The organism is Mucilaginibacter sp. UYCu711, assembly GCF_050433825.1.
GTDB lineage: Bacteria > Bacteroidota > Bacteroidia > Sphingobacteriales > Sphingobacteriaceae > Mucilaginibacter.
Map to the genome: position 1 here is coordinate 329,364 of NZ_JBNPWM010000001.1, position 17,471 is coordinate 346,834.

General features: G+C 39.3%; 15 protein-coding genes, 1 tRNA gene and 1 pseudogene. 2 read left to right on the forward strand and 15 right to left on the reverse strand.

What is annotated here, in order from left to right; genetic code table 11:
• Positions 1 to 32: 32 nt before the first annotated feature.
• The 8 genes from ruvB to ABIB50_RS01615 form a co-directional block, all read right to left on the reverse strand.
• Positions 33 to 1,055 (reverse strand): Holliday junction branch migration DNA helicase RuvB, encoded by a 1,023-nt coding sequence (gene ruvB, locus ABIB50_RS01580; protein WP_429376671.1) that lies wholly within the window; start codon positions 1,053 to 1,055, stop codon positions 33 to 35.
• A gap of 90 nt (positions 1,056 to 1,145) precedes the next feature.
• Positions 1,146 to 1,877: a polyprenol monophosphomannose synthase gene (locus tag ABIB50_RS01585; RefSeq protein WP_429376673.1), complete on the reverse strand. Its 732-nt coding sequence runs from the start codon at positions 1,875 to 1,877 to the stop codon at positions 1,146 to 1,148.
• A gap of 121 nt (positions 1,878 to 1,998) precedes the next feature.
• Positions 1,999 to 3,495, reverse strand: a complete 1,497-nt coding sequence (locus ABIB50_RS01590; protein WP_429376674.1) for an MFS transporter — start codon at positions 3,493 to 3,495, stop codon at positions 1,999 to 2,001.
• Between the two features lie 96 nt (positions 3,496 to 3,591).
• The gene (locus ABIB50_RS01595; protein WP_429376676.1) at positions 3,592 to 4,515 is read right to left on the reverse strand and encodes a hypothetical protein; all 924 of its coding nucleotides are present in this window, start codon (positions 4,513 to 4,515) and stop codon (positions 3,592 to 3,594) included.
• A 51-nt stretch (positions 4,516 to 4,566) separates the two neighbouring features.
• On the reverse strand, positions 4,567 to 5,745 hold the full coding sequence (locus ABIB50_RS01600; protein WP_429376678.1) for an acetyl-CoA C-acyltransferase: 1,179 nt from the start codon (positions 5,743 to 5,745) through the stop codon (positions 4,567 to 4,569).
• 65 nt (positions 5,746 to 5,810) lie between these two features.
• Complete coding sequence (locus tag ABIB50_RS01605; RefSeq protein ID WP_429376679.1) at positions 5,811 to 5,981, reverse strand: Arc family DNA binding domain-containing protein; 171 nt, start codon at positions 5,979 to 5,981, stop codon at positions 5,811 to 5,813.
• 2 nt (positions 5,982 to 5,983) lie between these two features.
• On the reverse strand, positions 5,984 to 6,496 hold the full coding sequence (locus tag ABIB50_RS01610; protein ID WP_429376681.1) for a hypothetical protein: 513 nt from the start codon (positions 6,494 to 6,496) through the stop codon (positions 5,984 to 5,986).
• A 4-nt stretch (positions 6,497 to 6,500) separates the two neighbouring features.
• Positions 6,501 to 7,361, reverse strand: a complete 861-nt coding sequence (locus ABIB50_RS01615) for an SPFH domain-containing protein (protein WP_429376683.1) — start codon at positions 7,359 to 7,361, stop codon at positions 6,501 to 6,503.
• Between the two features lie 113 nt (positions 7,362 to 7,474).
• On the opposite strand from ABIB50_RS01615, the gene ABIB50_RS01620 reads away from it, so the two are divergent.
• Both ABIB50_RS01620 and ABIB50_RS01625 read left to right on the forward strand, forming a co-directional pair.
• The gene (locus tag ABIB50_RS01620) at positions 7,475 to 9,538 is read left to right on the forward strand and encodes an HD family phosphohydrolase (protein ID WP_429376684.1); all 2,064 of its coding nucleotides are present in this window, start codon (positions 7,475 to 7,477) and stop codon (positions 9,536 to 9,538) included.
• 72 nt (positions 9,539 to 9,610) lie between these two features.
• Positions 9,611 to 9,697: transfer RNA gene (locus tag ABIB50_RS01625), tRNA-Ser, on the forward strand.
• A gap of 267 nt (positions 9,698 to 9,964) precedes the next feature.
• On the opposite strand, the gene ABIB50_RS01630 is transcribed toward ABIB50_RS01625, so the two are convergent.
• The 7 genes and pseudogenes from ABIB50_RS01630 to ABIB50_RS01660 all read right to left on the reverse strand — a co-directional run bounded on the left by ABIB50_RS01630 (position 9,965) and on the right by ABIB50_RS01660 (position 17,420).
• Positions 9,965 to 10,516 carry a WcaF family extracellular polysaccharide biosynthesis acetyltransferase gene (locus tag ABIB50_RS01630; protein ID WP_429376686.1) on the reverse strand — a complete coding sequence of 184 codons (552 nt, stop codon included), beginning with the start codon at positions 10,514 to 10,516 and terminating at the stop codon, positions 9,965 to 9,967.
• A 1-nt stretch (position 10,517) separates the two neighbouring features.
• Positions 10,518 to 11,913, reverse strand: a pseudogene (xrtY, locus tag ABIB50_RS01635) (exosortase Y).
• Positions 11,910 to 12,530: a class I SAM-dependent methyltransferase gene (locus ABIB50_RS01640; protein WP_429376688.1), complete on the reverse strand. Its 621-nt coding sequence runs from the start codon at positions 12,528 to 12,530 to the stop codon at positions 11,910 to 11,912. The pseudogene xrtY and the gene ABIB50_RS01640 overlap by 4 nt, the downstream one beginning before the upstream one ends.
• The gene (locus tag ABIB50_RS01645) at positions 12,517 to 13,662 is read right to left on the reverse strand and encodes an XrtY-associated glycosyltransferase XYAG1 (protein ID WP_429376690.1); all 1,146 of its coding nucleotides are present in this window, start codon (positions 13,660 to 13,662) and stop codon (positions 12,517 to 12,519) included. The genes ABIB50_RS01640 and ABIB50_RS01645 overlap by 14 nt, the downstream gene beginning before the upstream one ends.
• Entirely contained in the window at positions 13,659 to 15,062 is a 1,404-nt protein-coding gene (locus tag ABIB50_RS01650; RefSeq protein WP_429376692.1) for an exosortase Y-associated Wzy-like protein, read from the reverse strand. The genes ABIB50_RS01645 and ABIB50_RS01650 overlap by 4 nt, the downstream gene beginning before the upstream one ends.
• Positions 15,046 to 16,200, reverse strand: coding sequence for a glycosyltransferase family 4 protein (locus tag ABIB50_RS01655; protein WP_429376694.1), 1,155 nt, complete (start codon positions 16,198 to 16,200; stop codon positions 15,046 to 15,048). The genes ABIB50_RS01650 and ABIB50_RS01655 overlap by 17 nt, the downstream gene beginning before the upstream one ends.
• Positions 16,200 to 17,420: a hypothetical protein gene (locus ABIB50_RS01660; protein WP_429376696.1), complete on the reverse strand. Its 1,221-nt coding sequence runs from the start codon at positions 17,418 to 17,420 to the stop codon at positions 16,200 to 16,202. Before ABIB50_RS01660 ends, ABIB50_RS01655 begins: the two co-directional genes overlap by 1 nt.
• Positions 17,421 to 17,471: the final 51 nt, after the last annotated feature.

Genomic DNA, 17,471 nt, shown 5'->3' on the forward strand with positions numbered 1-17,471 from the left:
TTAATTGTGACGGCAATAGTAATAATAAAAACTTAAAATAAGGAAGTATTTCCGCCGAGTTTTATTTTACCCAAATGCCTGTAAGCAGCCTCTGTGGCCTCACGGCCGCGGGCCGTTCGCATTAAAAAGCCTTCCTGTATTAAAAAGGGTTCGTAAACTTCTTCAATGGTTCCTTCGTCTTCGCCAACTGCGGTAGCAATGGTTTTTAAACCAACAGGGCCGCCTTTAAACTTATCTATAATGGTGGTTAGTATTTTGTTATCCATTTCGTCCAAACCATGCTCATCAACATTTAAGGCGTTTAGCGCATATTTAGCAATAGCTGTATCAATATTTCCATCACCTTTTATTTGAGCGAAATCCCGGGTACGACGTAATAAGGCGTTAGCTATACGCGGGGTGCCACGGCTGCGTCGCGCAATTTCGTAAGCCCCTTCATCACTTATTGGAGTTTTTAGTATGGATGCCGAGCGTAGTACTATGGTGGTTAATAATTTGGCATCATAATACTCTAACCTTGAATTTATGCCAAAACGGGCGCGTAAAGGTGCGGTCAGCAATCCTGAGCGCGTTGTTGCACCTACAAGAGTGAAGGGGTTAAGCGAGATCTGGACAGAACGGGCATTAGGACCGCTCTCCAGCATAATATCTATCTTAAAGTCCTCCATTGCCGAATATAAATACTCTTCGACCAGCGGGCTTAAACGGTGTATCTCGTCAATAAATAAAATATCGCCGGTTTCTAAATTGGTAAGCAAGCCGGCAAGGTCACCAGGTTTATCCAATACCGGGCCCGATGTTATCTTGATGCCAACCCCCATTTCGTTAGCAATGATATATGATAGCGTGGTTTTACCTAATCCCGGGGGGCCATGTAATAAAACATGATCAAGCGCTTCGCCACGCTGGCGGGCAGCCTGTACAAATATCCTTAAGTTCTCTAATATTTTAAACTGACCGGTAAAATCCTCGAAAGCCTGCGGACGTAAAACTTTTTCAATGTCACGCTCGGCAGGGGATAGGCGTTCGCCGTCAGGATCAAGATGCTCATTCATTAGGGTAAAATTAAAAATTTTACGGGGATTAGTGATTGATTGAATAGAGATTAGTTTTGAACAAGGAACTAATCACAAATCACTGGTTAGTTATCCCTCAGGATACTTACGGAATATGCTGTTTATACGCATGCGCAATACGCCAAGAACGGCTTCTTTAAATATGCCTTTCGACATTTTGGATGAACCAGCTGTACGGTCTGTAAATATAATGGGGATCTCTGTAACGATAAAGCCATGTTTAACAGCGGTGTATTTCATTTCTATCTGGAAGGCATAACCCACAAATTTTATTTTATGCAGTTCTACAGTTTCTAAAACCTTGCGCTTATAGCACATAAAGCCTGCTGTAAAATCCTGGATGTCTACGCCGGTAATAAACCGCACATATACCGACGCAAAATAACTCATAAGTACACGGCTCATGGGCCAGTTTACTACGTTAACACCTTTAATATAACGCGAGCCTACCGCCACATCGGCACCTTCAGCACAAGCTGTTCTTAACCTGATCAGATCATCGGGGTTGTGTGAAAAATCGGCATCCATTTCAAAAATGTAGTCATACCGTTGCTCTATTGACCATCTAAATCCATGGATATAAGCAGTGCCAAGCCCTTGTTTACCCGCGCGTTCTATTAAAAAAAGTTTACCGGGGTAAGTGTTCTGTAAATTTTTGACAATTATTTGTGTGCCGTCCGGCGATCCGTCATCAATGACCAGCACATGAAAATCAAATGGTAAAGAAAATACCTTACGGATCATCCGTTCAATGTTTTCCTTTTCATTATAGGTGGGTATAATTACTATGCTATCAGGCACTTAACGAATTGGGGCTTTAAGGTAAATTGAACCACTAAATTAAAAGATTTAATAAGGATAAAAAATAAAAAAAGCAGCAAACTATAAATTAGTTGCTGCTTTTGTATAAAATACCTGTTAATTATAAGTTAGTAGTGTCTGCAATTACTTCGTTTTCACTCACATACGGGTCGGTAATATAATTCCGTTCCGCTAATCTGGGCGATACAAAAAGAAACACGAGTATAAACACACCAATGAACGCCACAAAGAACCACTCGTAGTTAGCACCTTTAAGATTACGCGCCCACCAGCCGCCATCTTCTATAAGTCCGTTAACCGAAGCAGTTATCAGGTTGCCAAATGATACAACCAGGAACCAGATACCCGTCATAGTACTTTTCATCGATTTTGGCGAATGGGTATATGCATACTCCAGGCCGGTTATAGATACCAGTACTTCGGCGGCTGAAAGTATCATAAATGCCAATATCTCCCACCACATGGATGGCGTGCCACCATGTTCAATACTGCGGTGTGCAAGCCCGATCACAATGAAAGATAAAGCGGTTAAAATTAAGCCGGTGCCCAATCTTCGCAACGGAGTGGTTTTGAGGCCCCGTTTATCTAACCATGGGTATATCACATAGTTAAATAAAGGGATGAACAGTAGTAGAAATACGGTGTTCATGGTTGACAACTGGCCAGGAAAAACAGTAAATGAGGTGAAGCCAAGGTTAATTGAACGATCCATCTTATCAGCATACAGTGTCCATTCAGATAAGCATTGATCCCATACTGCCCAAAATGCAAGAGCGAAAAAGAACACCGACATAACACGATAAACGGCTTTCACGCCTTCAACCCTTTCAGAATCATAAGGGCCTTTAGCTACATCTAGCATAGATTGCCCCGGTTTTTTTAGGCTTAAGTGAGTTAGGGCATACCAGGTTATAAAGACCAGGTTATTGCGGTTAACCCCTTGTGGGGGAACTTTTACATATTTTTTTCGTCCCGAAAAGAATATTATGGTAGCCAGCGCCATCAGTATTCCGGGAATACCGAATGCCCATCTTGGTCCAAAGTGGTCGTATGTCCACGGAATTGCAACTGTCGAGATCATAGAGCCCGCATTGATACTGAAATAAAACCAGCCGTATACTTTTGAAAGAAGATCTTGATTGGTAGCATCAAACTGATCACCAACGTTAGCCGATACGCAAGATTTAATACCACCAGCACCAATAGCAACAACAAGCAAGCCTATTTCAAAGCCGTTAAGGCCACTGTCACATGTTGCTAACAGCAAATGCCCAACACAGTAAATCATTGATACATATAATATAAGCTTGTATTTTCCGGTAAACCAATCTGCTATCATGCCGCCTACAAATGGCAGAGCATAAGCCACCATTACAAAAAGGTGATGTAATTTATTGGCATGGGCATTTGCCTGTTCGGTTAAAGCCGCATTGCCGGTGGGGTTAAAAAATTGATTTACCAGGAAAAGTGTCAGGATAGAACGCATTCCGTAAAAGCTGAAACGCTCGGCAGCTTCATTCCCAATTATATACGGGACGCTTCTTGGAAATCGGGATTTAGGCGCAAGCTCGCCAGCAATTACGGTGTCATTAGCCATATAATTTGTCAGTTAATTTCGTCTAAAATACTATTATTCTGTTAAATATAAATAGCGGGGCATAGATACTATTTATTTGATTTTTAATTGATTATGTTACTGAACCGCTTTTTTCTTCACAGGTGCAGCCTTTATTGGCCTGGTTGGGGGTTTAGGGTCAATGTAATTTTCATCCTGCTCATTAGGGACATTACGCATATCTATATTATCCACATATTCCCATTTGCCATCTTTTAAACGATAGCCATTGTAAGTAAGGTCAGGGCCGTAAGTTTCTGGCTTGTCTTTTGATTTTTTATCTGGCGCAGCCAAATTATCAAACACTATTAAATGTTGCGATGGTATATATCTTAATAACATAGATGCCTGGCGGGCGTATTCAAATACCACGCGTTTACGCGTTTTATTATTACCGTTAAACACAGGTAAGCCAAATACCGGTTTGTCGTTTTGAAAATAAAGGGCTTCAATAACCTTCTTTGTTGATTTATCTGTATGGCCTTTCCACCCTAATAAAACATAATAGGGGGTAGTGCCTTGCACGGGTATGATGGTATAATACTGTGAGCCAAACCAACTGCGGTTATCAGCTACCGTATCTTCGGGGTTTTTTATTAACGGAGAATAATCTGATAAACCATACAGCTTTAAAGCGCCGCCCGAGTTAAGTTGAATAGCGCCATAAAAACGGTAGCTGCCATCGTCATTAGCTACGTGCCAGCTAAATATCCTGAATTTATTATCCGGCGATTGGGTTAGCGTAATAGTTTTTAAGGAATCAAAAGGAAAAGCAAACGAGTTGGGCGTTTTTAAAGCCGTTACCAAAGTTTGTATAAATTGGTAGTTAGTGGTTTTACGCACCCCATCTATTGGATCATGTATGATAGCATTACCCAGGTGCTTCAAACTATCCTGGTAAAAGTTTAATCGCTTTAAATTGCCGCCATCGTCGCTATGCTGGGCAAAAGCTTGCGAAAAGAATGACAGCAAGAATATAAATAAGAATGATCTTTTTAGCACAGTTAAAAAGTTAATACCAATTGTAGGTAAATATATACTGATTTTTTCTTCTTAACGTAAATTTTCGATAACAATTGCGCTGGCGCCACCTCCGCCGTTACAAATACCGGCCACGCCGTATTTGCCCTTGTTTTGATCTAATACACTTAACAAAGTAACAATAATACGTGCGCCCGATGCACCAAGCGGATGCCCTAAGGAAACGGCACCACCATTTACATTTACTTTTGCCGGATCTAATTTTAATTCGCGGTTATTAGCTATGGATACTACCGAGAATGCTTCGTTGATCTCGTAATAATCAATATCACTGCCTGATAAACCTGCGCGGCTTAAAGCTAATGGGATAGCTTTTGATGGCGCGGTTGTAAACCACTCGGGTGCCTGCTGTGCATCGGCATATGCTACTATCTTGGCCAACGGTTTTATACTCAGTTCAGCAGCTCTTTCTTTACTCATTAATATTACTGCTGCCGCGCCATCGTTTAAGTTCGATGCATTTGCGGCAGTAACGGTCCCGTCTTTTTTAAACACAGGTTTTAAACCGGCTATTTTGTCAAATTTTACTGTGGCCGGTTCTTCATCATCACTAAACAAAGTAACCTCGCCTTTCCTGTTTTTTAATTCGACAGGGGTTATTTCATTAACAAACTTGCCATTATTTTGAGCAGCAATTGCCCGATTGTACGATTCAATAGCATAAGCATCCTGGTCTTCACGGCTTATGTTACATTCAACCGCGCAAAGCTCGGCTGCCGACCCCATATGGTAATCATTATAAACATCCCAGAGGCCGTCTTCAACCAAACCATCTATCAGTAAGTCATTACCTAATTTATAGCCTGTACGGGCTTTTGCTAAGTAATAAGGCACATTGCTCATGCTCTCCATACCTCCGGCCAATACAATATCATTTTGCCCGGTAGCTATGCTTTGTGCAGCAAGCATGATAGCCTTCATGCCCGATGCGCAAACCTTGTTAACGGTAGTAGCAGGTAAATAGGGGAGGCGGGCAAATATTGCCGCCTGGGTGGCCGGCGCCTGCCCTAAATTGGCCGACAAAACATTACCCATAAAAACTTCCTGGATCTGCTCAGGTTTTAAACCTGATTTTTCAACTGCTGATTTTATAACAACAGCACCCAGCTGTGTTGCAGTAAGGCTTGCCAAACTGCCGCCAAAGCTTCCTATAGGTGTACGGGTCGCCGCTACAATTACTACTTCTCTCATTAAATAGATTTTTAATATGCAAATCTATTTATTTTATTTGATAGATTGCTATGCTTGCATAGTAATTATTGATCTTCTTTTTTCTTTTTATTGCTTTTTTTCCGCGCGAGTAAAGCCTGTTGAAGCAGATATTCAACCTGGCCATTGGTGCTTCTAAACTCTTCAGCCGCCCAGGTTTCTATCTCCTTCAACATATCCGGATTTACTCTTAATATAAATGCCTTTTTTTCAGCCATAATTAATGCACTGCTCTTTTGCGCCTTCTTAAAATAATTAAATGTGCGCCCAAAAATATTAAAATTGGTATTACCCCGGCTGGGGTTTTGCCTGGATATACATAAACATTGGTAGTTAAAGTAAACGGGAAGTTATTTTTAATGGTCATGACTTTTCCAAAACCTGCTGAATCCCAGATATACTCGCGCGAAAAAAAAGATTCGCGATAAAAGCTGGCCGTAAAACCACTTTTCAAGGTTAAAACCCTGGTTCGGCTAAAAAAATCGCGTGTACATTGGCCAATAATGCTACCTCCTGCATCAGTAATTAATATGGTATGACTAAAAAAGCTTTCGAAATTAAAGCGCAGTGTGCCGTTAGCCAATATCACTTTGGCATTACGTTTTGATATGCCTTCATAACTTAACTGACCATATTTAACCATATTATCAGTAAGGTCATATTCCGGGCTCCACCATCCGCGTCTTAACATGGATAGCTCATTAGTTTTGGTTGTATCTAATTCCTGGTACATAATCTTAGTGATATAAAGTACCTGTGTTAACAACCGGGTTTACACTTCTGTCACCGCATAAAACAACCAATAGGTTACTTACCATAGCTGCTTTGCGTTCTTCATCAAGGTCTACTATGTTTTTTTCTGATAGTCTTTGCAGGGCCATTTCCACCATACCTACCGCGCCTTCAACAATTAACCTGCGGGCAGATATAATAGCCGATGCCTGTTGTCTTTGCAGCATGGTATGTGCAATTTCTGGCGCGTAAGCTAAGTGAGATATCCGGGCTTCTAATACCTCGATACCTGCACGGTCCAATCGCTCATTCAATTCTTTCTCTAACAATATACTAACCTGGTCGGCACCGCCTCTTAAAGTAATGCCGGCGTTTTCGTCTTCGATATTATCATAAGGGAATGAATTAGCTAAGTGCCTTACCGCAGCTTCACTCTGTATATTCACATATTGCAGGTAATTCTCGACAGCAAATACTGCGCTTGCCGTGTTTTTTATTTGCCATACAATTACTGCCGCTATCTCAATAGGGTTACCAACGCTATCGTTTACTTTTAGTTGCTGGCCGTTAAGGTTAAATGCCCTTAATGATACTTTCCTTTTAACGGTGAATGGATTTACCCAAAAGAAGCCGTCCTGCTTTATTGTACCAACATATTTGCCGAAAAACGTAAGCACTTTAGATTCATTGGGGTTAACAACAACAAATCCAGGTAAAATAAAAACACCTATAATAAAGCATATAATCGTAACCGCTGCGCCAGCTCCGCCCGCATTTGCTGCCAAGATGGCTATAACTGCTAATAATAAAACTAATCCGGCAGCGCCAAAGCCCGGTGTAGGTTCAAGGATTTTTTCAGAATTCATGATGATTTTGATTTTAAAATGATATCACAAAGATATCACAATCTATTTGATAAAAGCAATAAAAAAAACATATCGCATAAATATATTATTTTTGCCTACGCTTAACTTAATAAATGGCTACACTTTCTTCTTCTCGCCAAAAGGCTTTACTGCGCAAATACGCACGTAACGTTAAGTTTTTAATGATGGTAGTGAGTATTTGCTTAATAGTATATTCGCTGCCCAAGCAAGCTAAGTTTAGCTATGAAATTGAAAAAGGAAAGATCTGGAACCAAAAGGACTTGATATCCCCCTATAACTTTGCCATACTAAAAACGCAAGCCGAAATCCAGAATGACAGGAAGAATGCACTGGCAAGTACTACCCAATTATACCAGTTAAATACAGAAGTTGCCCAACAACAAATTGAGGGTTTTAAAACAGACCTGGAGATTAAATGGCATAATGCCGGAATTGATGACCGTAAAAAGGCGAAATATATTTTAACAGGTAGCAACCTATTGGCAGCGGTTTATGATAAAGGCGTATTAAATCTTAATTCCAAATATCCTAGGAACCAAAGCTATCCTATAACTGTCCTTCAAAAAAACGTTGCGACAGAAAAAAATACCGCTGAACTATTTACCAAAGAAAGTGCCGTTATTTATTGCAATGAAATATTAAGCACGCGCAATGATGTTGATAAAACATTTTTATTGGATCTGTTGCAAAACCGCATCCAGTTAAACGTGATTTATGACGATAAGCTTACTACCCGTTTAGAGTCAGAAGTGCTGGAAGGATTATCGTTAACCCGTGGCATGGTTCAAAAAGGTGATGTTATTGTCTCTAAAGGATCGGTAGTTAATGACGATGTGTTCCAAAAGCTGGAGTCGTACAAAAAAGCTTTCGAAGATAATACGCGAACAAACGGAAATCCACGGCTGGTGCTCGCGGGCCAGTTTTTATTAGTATCAATAACAGTTGCGCTGCTAATGATCTTTCTTTACTTATTCAGGAAGGATATTTATGCTGATAACAGGCTGGTAAGTTTAATATTACTGGTAATTACTGCCATGTTATTTACATTATCAATGGCAATAAATATGCAGCTGCCTTATTTATATGCTATACCGTATTGTATTGTGCCAATAATCATCCGCATATTATTTGATACGCGTTTGGCGCTAAATATTCATTTATTGGTGGTTTTGATAGCCGGTTTTTTTGTTCCTAATAGTTTTGAATTCGCCTATTTCGAGATCACGGCTGGTATGGTATCTATATATAGTATCAAAAACCTGGTTCGGCGCGAGCAATTTTTGATATCAGCTGTAATTATAACGTTTACTTACTTTGTTGCTTTTTTAGGCATAGCATTAATTAGAGAAGGTACTTTGGTTGATATTGACTGGCGAGGCTTCATTCCGTTTATAGTAAGCGTTTTATTAACCTTGTTAGCTTACCCGCTGATTTATTTGTTTGAAAAGATATTTGCTATCACATCAGACATCACCCTGATTGAATTAACTAATACCAATGCTCCTTTATTACGCGAAATGGCATTTACCGCTCCAGGTACATTCCAGCACTCGTTACAGGTGGCTAATCTGGCCGAAAATGCTATTTATGCTATTGGTGGTAATGCCTTACTGGTTAGGGCAGGAGCATTGTACCATGATATTGGCAAAATGGAAAACCCATTGTTTTTTATAGAGAACCAAAACTCAGGTTTTAACCCGCATGATAAGTTACCGTACGAAGAAAGTGCCCAAATAATTATAAGGCACGTTTATAAGGGGATTGAAATGGCAGAGAAGGCTAACATTCCTGATATTGTAATTGACTTTATACGTACGCACCATGGCAATACCCGGGTGGATTATTTTTACCAATCTTATTTAAAAAATTTCCCTGAAAAAATCATTAACGAGAACACTTTTAGGTATCCTGGGCCCATTCCTTTCTCAAAAGAGGCCGGTGTTTTGATGCTTGCGGACTCGGTCGAGGCCGCTTCACGCTCATTAAAGGAGCCTGATGAAAAATCCATCAGCGCCTTGGTTGACCGTATTGTAAAATATAAATTAGATCAAAATCAACTGAAAGACAGTAATATAACTTTGAAAGATCTTGAAACTATCAAGGCGATTTTTAAGCGAATGTTGATGAGTATTTACCATGTGCGAATTGATTATTAATTTTTTTTTGATGGCATAGGCTAATTGCTATATTTGCAGTCCCTGAAAAAGGGGTTTTATTGAAAATAAAACGGTGAGGTGCCTGAGAGGCCGAAAGGATCAGTTTGCTAAACTGACGTACGGGAAACTGTACCGAGGGTTCGAATCCCTCCCTCACCGCAAATTAGAAGCTTAAATGCTCGCAAAACCTGTAATCAACGATTACGGGTTTTTGTTTTATCGGTAAACAAAAAACTACCGCCAATCTCATAAAGTTGTGCGCAATTCGTGTAGCTTGATAATCTTACAGAGCAAGGCTTACGACGCCGGAACAGCTTTGATCGACCGCCGTAAATTAATGACTTAAAATGGTAAGGGACTTAGCTTTGTTGCTGGTTCAGACCAATGCTATGATTTAATCTCAAAGCATTTTACTTTATAAAGCGTTTAGCTGATTACGCGGTCGCGTATTTTCATAGCAGGGTTTCCCTGGTAAATAGAATAGGGTTGAAGATTTTTTGTAGCAACAGAGCCGGTGGTAAGCACTGCGTGCGAGCCTATAACAAGCCCTTGGTTAACTATTGCCAGCGCGCCAATCCAAGCGCCATTCTCTATGTTTACAGCGCCTGTAATCAAATCAAATGATGTCTTTTTATAATTATGGCTACCGGTAATGATTGTGACTCCTTGCGAGATACATACATTACTGCTAATGGTAACCATGGCTATATTATCAATCCAAACATTTTCGCCTATCCAAACCTCATCAGCAATGCTAAGCAGCCAGGGGTACTTTATGTTAACGCAGGGTTTTATCTCAACCTGCTTGCCAATTTTAGCGCCAAATAAACGTAACAGCGCCACTTTTATACCGTAGGCAGGGAACAAGCTTGTTTTAAAAACAAAGCCGCTTACATAATGCCATAGCACCCTTTTAAGCATACTGCCACCAGGATGATAAGGATAGTTGTTATAAGATTCCAAATCTGTTTTTTGCATGTTATTTTTTTAAAGCGACATCCGTTTTCACCCAAAAATAAAGGCCGGCGCTTATTGCAATATAAATGAATATGTTAAAAATTGTGTGATGATCAATAACTGCGCCCAAGCGCTTATCCCAAAACAAGGCTAAAATCACCAAACGGATTATGTTTAAAAATTCAATAACAAAAATGCCCGATAGTAAGAATACTATCTTTGCGGTACGTGGTTTTGGATAAGCAAGAACAAATGCGGAAAAAAAGCTGATAACACCCAGCCCAAGGCACGAGTAAACCAGTATGATGGCACCATGACCGGCAACTAATAGCTCATAATTATTGGTGATAGTAGCAAAGCCGAAGCATCTTAAAACCAAAGCGCTGCATTTTAGCAAGCCCCAACGCAATACCTTTATATAGTTTAAATATTCAGCTAAAAATAGATTGTACTGACCGCCTGGAGTGGTGAGACCAAAGAACAGTATATTGAAATAATAAAACACCAGGAACAAGGCAGTAAACCATATAGCAAACCTTATAGGGTTATTTTGCTTATTTGGTATCATTTTGTCGCTTTAAGATTTCGTCTATTTTGATATCCACTATCAGCCTGAACCAGAAGCCTTGCAGAAAATGAAATATCACGCCTGTGCGGCCGTCCAATATCCCTAACTGAAATACTATGCGTTGAATAAAGTATAGCATCGGGCGTAAATATCGCGGCGTTTTTTGCCACCTTTGTTTATACCAGGCCTTGCGCTCATTGGGTGAGCCCCAGATGCTGGGGGTTTCTGCTAATACTATATCAGATCGCATGCGCTCTACTTCCTGCTCTGCAACTAAATCGCTGTAACGGTTATGTTTGGCTATCCAAAAACTGATATTATTTTCTTTTAAATTTTCTTCTAATAGGTGGCCATCTTTCCAAATTTCGGTTTTACCGGGTACTACAAAACGGTGGTCCATCTTCTCGGTAGTATCCGAGTAGCCAACACCATACCTAAACATTTTTAATAAGTAGAATGGGTAATAGCCACCATGCTTTATCCATCGCCCTTTAAAAAAGTTTTTACGATTAAAGTAAAAGCCATTGGTATTTAGATGTTCTTGGTCTTTAAAATTAATCAGGTGTTGTTTCAGTTCGGGTGTTACAACTTGATCCGCATCCAAACAAATTACCCAAGGTGTTTGCACGGGGCAATTTTTAAGTGCGAAATCCCATTGTGTAGGGTGATTCTCAAACGGATTATACAAAAGCGTAGCACCAAATTCCTCAGCGATTTTAATTGTAGTATCAGTACTGCCCGAATCGACTATAAAAACAGGGGCATTCAATCCTGCTATTGATTGTAAAAACCGCGGCAAGTGCAGCGCTTCATTATAAGTTAAAACTATAAAGGAGTAAAGCGTGCTCAATATAATCGCGCTTTAATAATCATTGACTTCCAAAAATACGGCACCCTGCCGCAGCCCTTAAACTCAATATTGGTAAATCCGGCATTCACTAAGGCATTGCTCAGTGTTTTTTTTGACCATAGCTTGATATGGCCGCCGTACCACATTGGGTTTAAGTGAGTATCCCATTTATTAAACAGGCTAAGCACGAGGTTTTTTAGATAGCCATGGTAGGGGGTAGAGATGATAATTTCGCCGCCGTTTATTATGGCCTCTTTGCAAAAAAATATAAAACCTTGGGGGTCATACAAATGTTCAATAACCTCTGTTGATATAATGGTATCAAATTTTTTAGGCTGCAGTTCATTAGGTAATTTACCAGTCGAGAGGTCCTGGAGGAAAAACCTGTCCGGGTTCGTTTTTTTGGCAATTGCAATCCCTTCGGCAGATGCATCGGTACCATAAGCATCATAACCATTACTTATTAAAAAATTTACCAGGTAGCCATTGCCGCAACCCAGGTCTAATATACGGCGGCTGATATTGTTGTTTAACATTTCCAATATTGGCTCCTGCAAATATTGGAACGTGTGCGCGGCTGTACTTTCGCTAAATCCGTAATCTTTATACTCCGCCATGGTCAATAATTTGCTGATACATATTTATATATTTTTTAATTAATTGGCTGTCATCAAAATCGCGATGAATAATTGAGGGTGCATTCATACTAATAGCTTCTAATTCATGCATACTATTGGCAGCGATAGTATTTATAACATCGCTTACAGATTGTGGTGTTGTTTGGCAAATCCAGCCTAAGTTGTGTTCAATAATATAATCTGCCAGGCCAACATGCTCACTTATTAATACGGGCGTGCCGGCGCTAAGGCTTTCAATAACCACATTGCCAAAATTTTCATTATAGGAAGGTAATACCAATAAATCATGCTCGCTAAAAACATCAAATTTATTTTCATTTTGGAAACCGATCCAGCTAATGTTATTCTCGCTATGGTTATAATGAGCTATGTTCTTTAATATGCTAATATAATTTTCGTCACCATCGCCGGCAATGGTTAAATGATAGGGCACATTTAGCCTGGGCAAAGCGTGTAATAAAATATCCAGCCCCTTTTTTTCCTCAATTCGTGATAAAAACAGCAGTTTTAAAACTGGCCCGGCTGACTGTTTGTTTGGTAATGATTTAGCGATTTTAACAAAGTTAGCTAAGTTGAATATCCCGGCAGGTTTTACAATATTTAATAATGCTTTTTTTTCGGCAACCGATGTTGCATGCAGGTATGAGTGTTTTAATATTTTTTTACCTAAGAAATTATGTATCAGTATTTTAATAAAGCTGTTTTTGTTTTGGAAAGAGTAATCACTTAAAGTACCGCGTGGCGAAATTACTACCGGCACTTTCCTGGTTAAAGCAATAAACGCCGAAAATACCGAAACTAAATTCCACCAGGCGTGGATATGTACAACATCAAATCCACGCACATTCTGCCAAAGGTTTATTAATAGACCCGGTGATAAATGGCTATGGTCTTTAGTAACACGTTTAAAGTAGGTTACACTAACACCATCGACCAATGTTGATTTGTTTGATTGTATGTCTAACTCGTCTTTACCATTAGCGGTTGTTGTGAAAACAGTTACCCCATTACCCGTACTTACCAACTGCTCACTTAATTTAGCTACAGACATGGTAGGGCCGCCATACAAATAGGCCGGTTTGTAAGAAGCATTGATTTGTAAGATCTTCAAATATCCTCTAATATATTTTGAATTCTAAGCACCTTGCTTAAAATTAACATAGTAATAAAACTCCAAAAAACCGAATTAAGTAAAAACTCAAAGCTTAAGCCTCGCCAAAAAATTTGGAACAGGCCGGCAAATACCAATGCCGTCCCTAAAATATACCCTCCAAATAGTTGCTCGGCTTTTTGAGATATTAATTGTACTGCCGCACCATAAATAAATAAGGCAACAAATACGCCTAACGGTCCTCCAGACAAGTATCCATCTACAACATAAGCGGGTTTTGCTGAAACGCTTGATCCCCTGCGAATAACCCCGGAATTGTAAACCCGTTCCATAACCAGTTCTTCGGTAATTGGTTTGCCGGGCCAAAAAATACGCGGTACTATTGCAATTATTGCTTGTTTTACCAAGTCAAAGCCATAATAATCAATATATTGGGGGGTCGATTTTATATATTCGGTAAACATACTTACTTCGCTTAAACGATATACTAAAAACCCCAAATTAGTATCCTCCTGCGACTCATTATTTAACGCAGCATCAAGCGCAAGTTTATAAGCATCATCACTGTTAACGCTATCGCCCCAGGCGTTTGCACGGAAAATATGATTATATGTCGGTAAATACATAAAAAGCAGCAACAACGCAGGAATAAATGTTGTTATTACTATGCGCTTATAGGTAGGATACAAAAAAATTCCCAATACAAGTACACTAACAATAATAGGCTCTTTAAAACCGGATGTTAATGCCTGGTAAAAATTAGTAAGATATAAGAATAAACAAAATGCGGTATTAAAAACTTTATTTAGCGGTATTGCAAATGCCAGTGCCAATGTACCGGCAATAAAACTTAAAGAAGAAAATTGAAAATAAAATTGTATCAGGCCACTTGTGTGCCCTGCTACGTATGATAGCGGCAGAAATATTATAGCTATCATTAGCAAAATATTGGCCAGCTTATCTGTATTAACCTTATATTTTTGCTTAATGGGGTATTTCATAGACAAAATCATACCAGTTGCGAATGCAGCATGCCCTAAAACGTAATATCGTTGGCATTGTGCCGTAAGATCTAAGTTATCATAATCAATAGTAAACGTAGCTAAGCCACTATTATCTAGGTACCCCAACAAGTTGCAGAAATAAAATATAGAACTACACGCCATGTAACCTATAAATATAATCTGCACCAAAAATATGGGGCGCATTAATTGTGAACCTATTAGCCTGTCATTAGGTAATGGTTTTAACCATCCGCTGTAACAAATAAAAAATATAAAAAACGAACCCAGCCAGGCAACAATGTAAGACAATACTGGCGAGCCCCTAAGCAATATAGATAATACCCACGGTATATATAATATCAGGTACCGCTCAAAAGGTTTACTGGTTGCTTCCATTTTTATAATTTACAATAGCACTAGCCTGGCGAGTAAAGCTCCAGTCTTCTATAACATGTTTGGATATGTTACCCATATGAGTAAGTCCTGTTTTGCCTTTATTAAGCAAATATGTGAGTTTGTCACCAATGTCCTTAATAGATCCTGCTGTAAACACCATTCCATTTTGATTAGATTTTACTAGATCTGGCGCACAGCCGACTTTATCAGAAACTAAAACTGCTTTGCTGCAAGACATTGCTTCGTTAACAGCCAGTCCCCAAGTTTCGCCGGGCCCTATTGACGGAAGGCAAAAAATATCGCAAGTCTGGTAAATAATGGGCATGTAAGTTTGGTTTTTAAAATCCATAAAATGGATATTTGGATTTAATATGGCTTGTTGTTTTAATTCATCTTTTAAAACGCCGTTGCCTACAAACAGCAAATGCGTATTAGCCGCATTTATATTAATAAATGCTTTTAGTAATAAGGCGGGATCTTTTTTAACTTCAAGCTTACCTGCAAAAAGTATAACTATACTGTCAGTATTAAGTCCAAGCAGGTGTTTTAATTTATCAACCTCTTTTTCTTTAGGATCAGCAAATCTATCATTATCAACCGCATGCGGGGCAAAAATCAATTGATCATCGCGCAGGCCGTATTTTTTGAAATAAGCTCTATTGTTTATGCCGGTATAAAAAGCATAATCCACAGTGTCATATACCCATTTTAAATAAATAGACCTTATTGCATTTTTAAGTCCCGGTTTTTCGTCAAGCAATGTTGAGTCTCCGCGGAAAAGCACTGGTATTTTATTTTTAAAATGGCGCATCACAATTAAGTGGCTTTTGTACGCCCAGCCGTAAACTAAAAGGGTGTTTGGTTTCCATGCTTCTATCTCAGTAATGATAGTGGGATTAACAATGCCATAAAAGTGGTGCGAACCCGGATCATCTGATGTGTTTTGCAGCCATTGATAATCATACGCGTCTAACAAATTGATATCCCATTTTATAGTTTTATTAAACCCCGGATCATGTTTTTCTATCGAAGCTGCTCCCCATGTATAAAAAACTTTTACTTCTACCTGTTGGGCCAGTAGCTTAAATACCGGGGCATAATATTGTATAGGATGAGTGGTAATTATTGCTATGCGCATCAGTCCGCTTTAATCAGAACCTGGTTAAATAATTCGCACTGTTTTTGGGTGGTGCTTTGAGATGTATATTTAGCGGTTCCTTCGGTATTATAACGAGGTACACTAAGTTTATCAGTTAGCAACGCCAAAAAAAAAGATCTAATAGCTGTCTCAATATTTACCGCAATATAACTATTGCCATGTACACCATAATCGTTTAAAATAGTTAATGCTGAGCTTTGCGGATTAAAAATAGCCAGCAAAGGTTTTTTCGTTAAAAGATAGGGATATAGTTTAGAGGGCGTATATTTTGGATCATCAGACCCGGGTATAAATAAGGCATCAGCTGCCAATAAGGTATTCAATGAGTGGAAATAGTTAATCCTGTCGGTAATTTCAATTACATTTTTTTCGATCCCCAGTTTTTTTGCCAGGGGTAATATTGTTGGTTTACCCTTCCCTTTAGGCGCATAGCTGGTACCAATAAAATAGAGTTTCATTTTACTATATAATTCGGGTTGTTGTGTTAACCCCTGTTTAAAAACTTTGAAAAGAGGAGTGATGGCATTGTGCATATCAATACCCCCGCGACCAATGTATACGATGTTTTTGAAGCCCGGTTGAAGTAAGTTAATAAATGCTGCCTGGCTGTTCATTGCTGCTTTAATATCGGGCTCAAAACTGCCAAAAGTAATTGTAGCCGAAGGTACTTCTTTTATTTGTGGATACCTGTTTTTAAGATCATCAATATAACTGTCAGAAACACTTATCAGGCCATCAACGCTTTTCATTGCAATGGCTTCCAGGTATTGATGCAATGTATATACCAATTTATATTTAGGCGGGCGCTGTGCTTTATCATCATAGTGCGTAGAGTACCAGGGGTCCTGCATATCAATAACGTAAGGCACACCAAATTGCTTTTTCCAATGTGCCCCTAGTGTACATATCGGGAACTGCGTAGTTGAAAAGTAGATCAGGTCAAATTTTTTTGCCTTCAATAACTCATTAACCTTTTTGCGATAAAACCAATACGACCTAAAAGCTATGGCCCCAAAACCCAACTTTGAAGTAACCCGCTTTTTTAAAGCCTTTACGATGTGGATTTTTATGTCAACCGGAATAGTTTTCAACAGTAGTTCGTCGGCTGGCATATCGCAATATTTAGCATCTACGATAACAATTTCTGCCTCCCAGCCATACTGTTTAAAATAAGGAAGGCTTGTGCGTACCCGCTGCATATCTGGGGTGTTTATCGGGGCAAAATATGGAGAAATAATGAGCAGACGTTT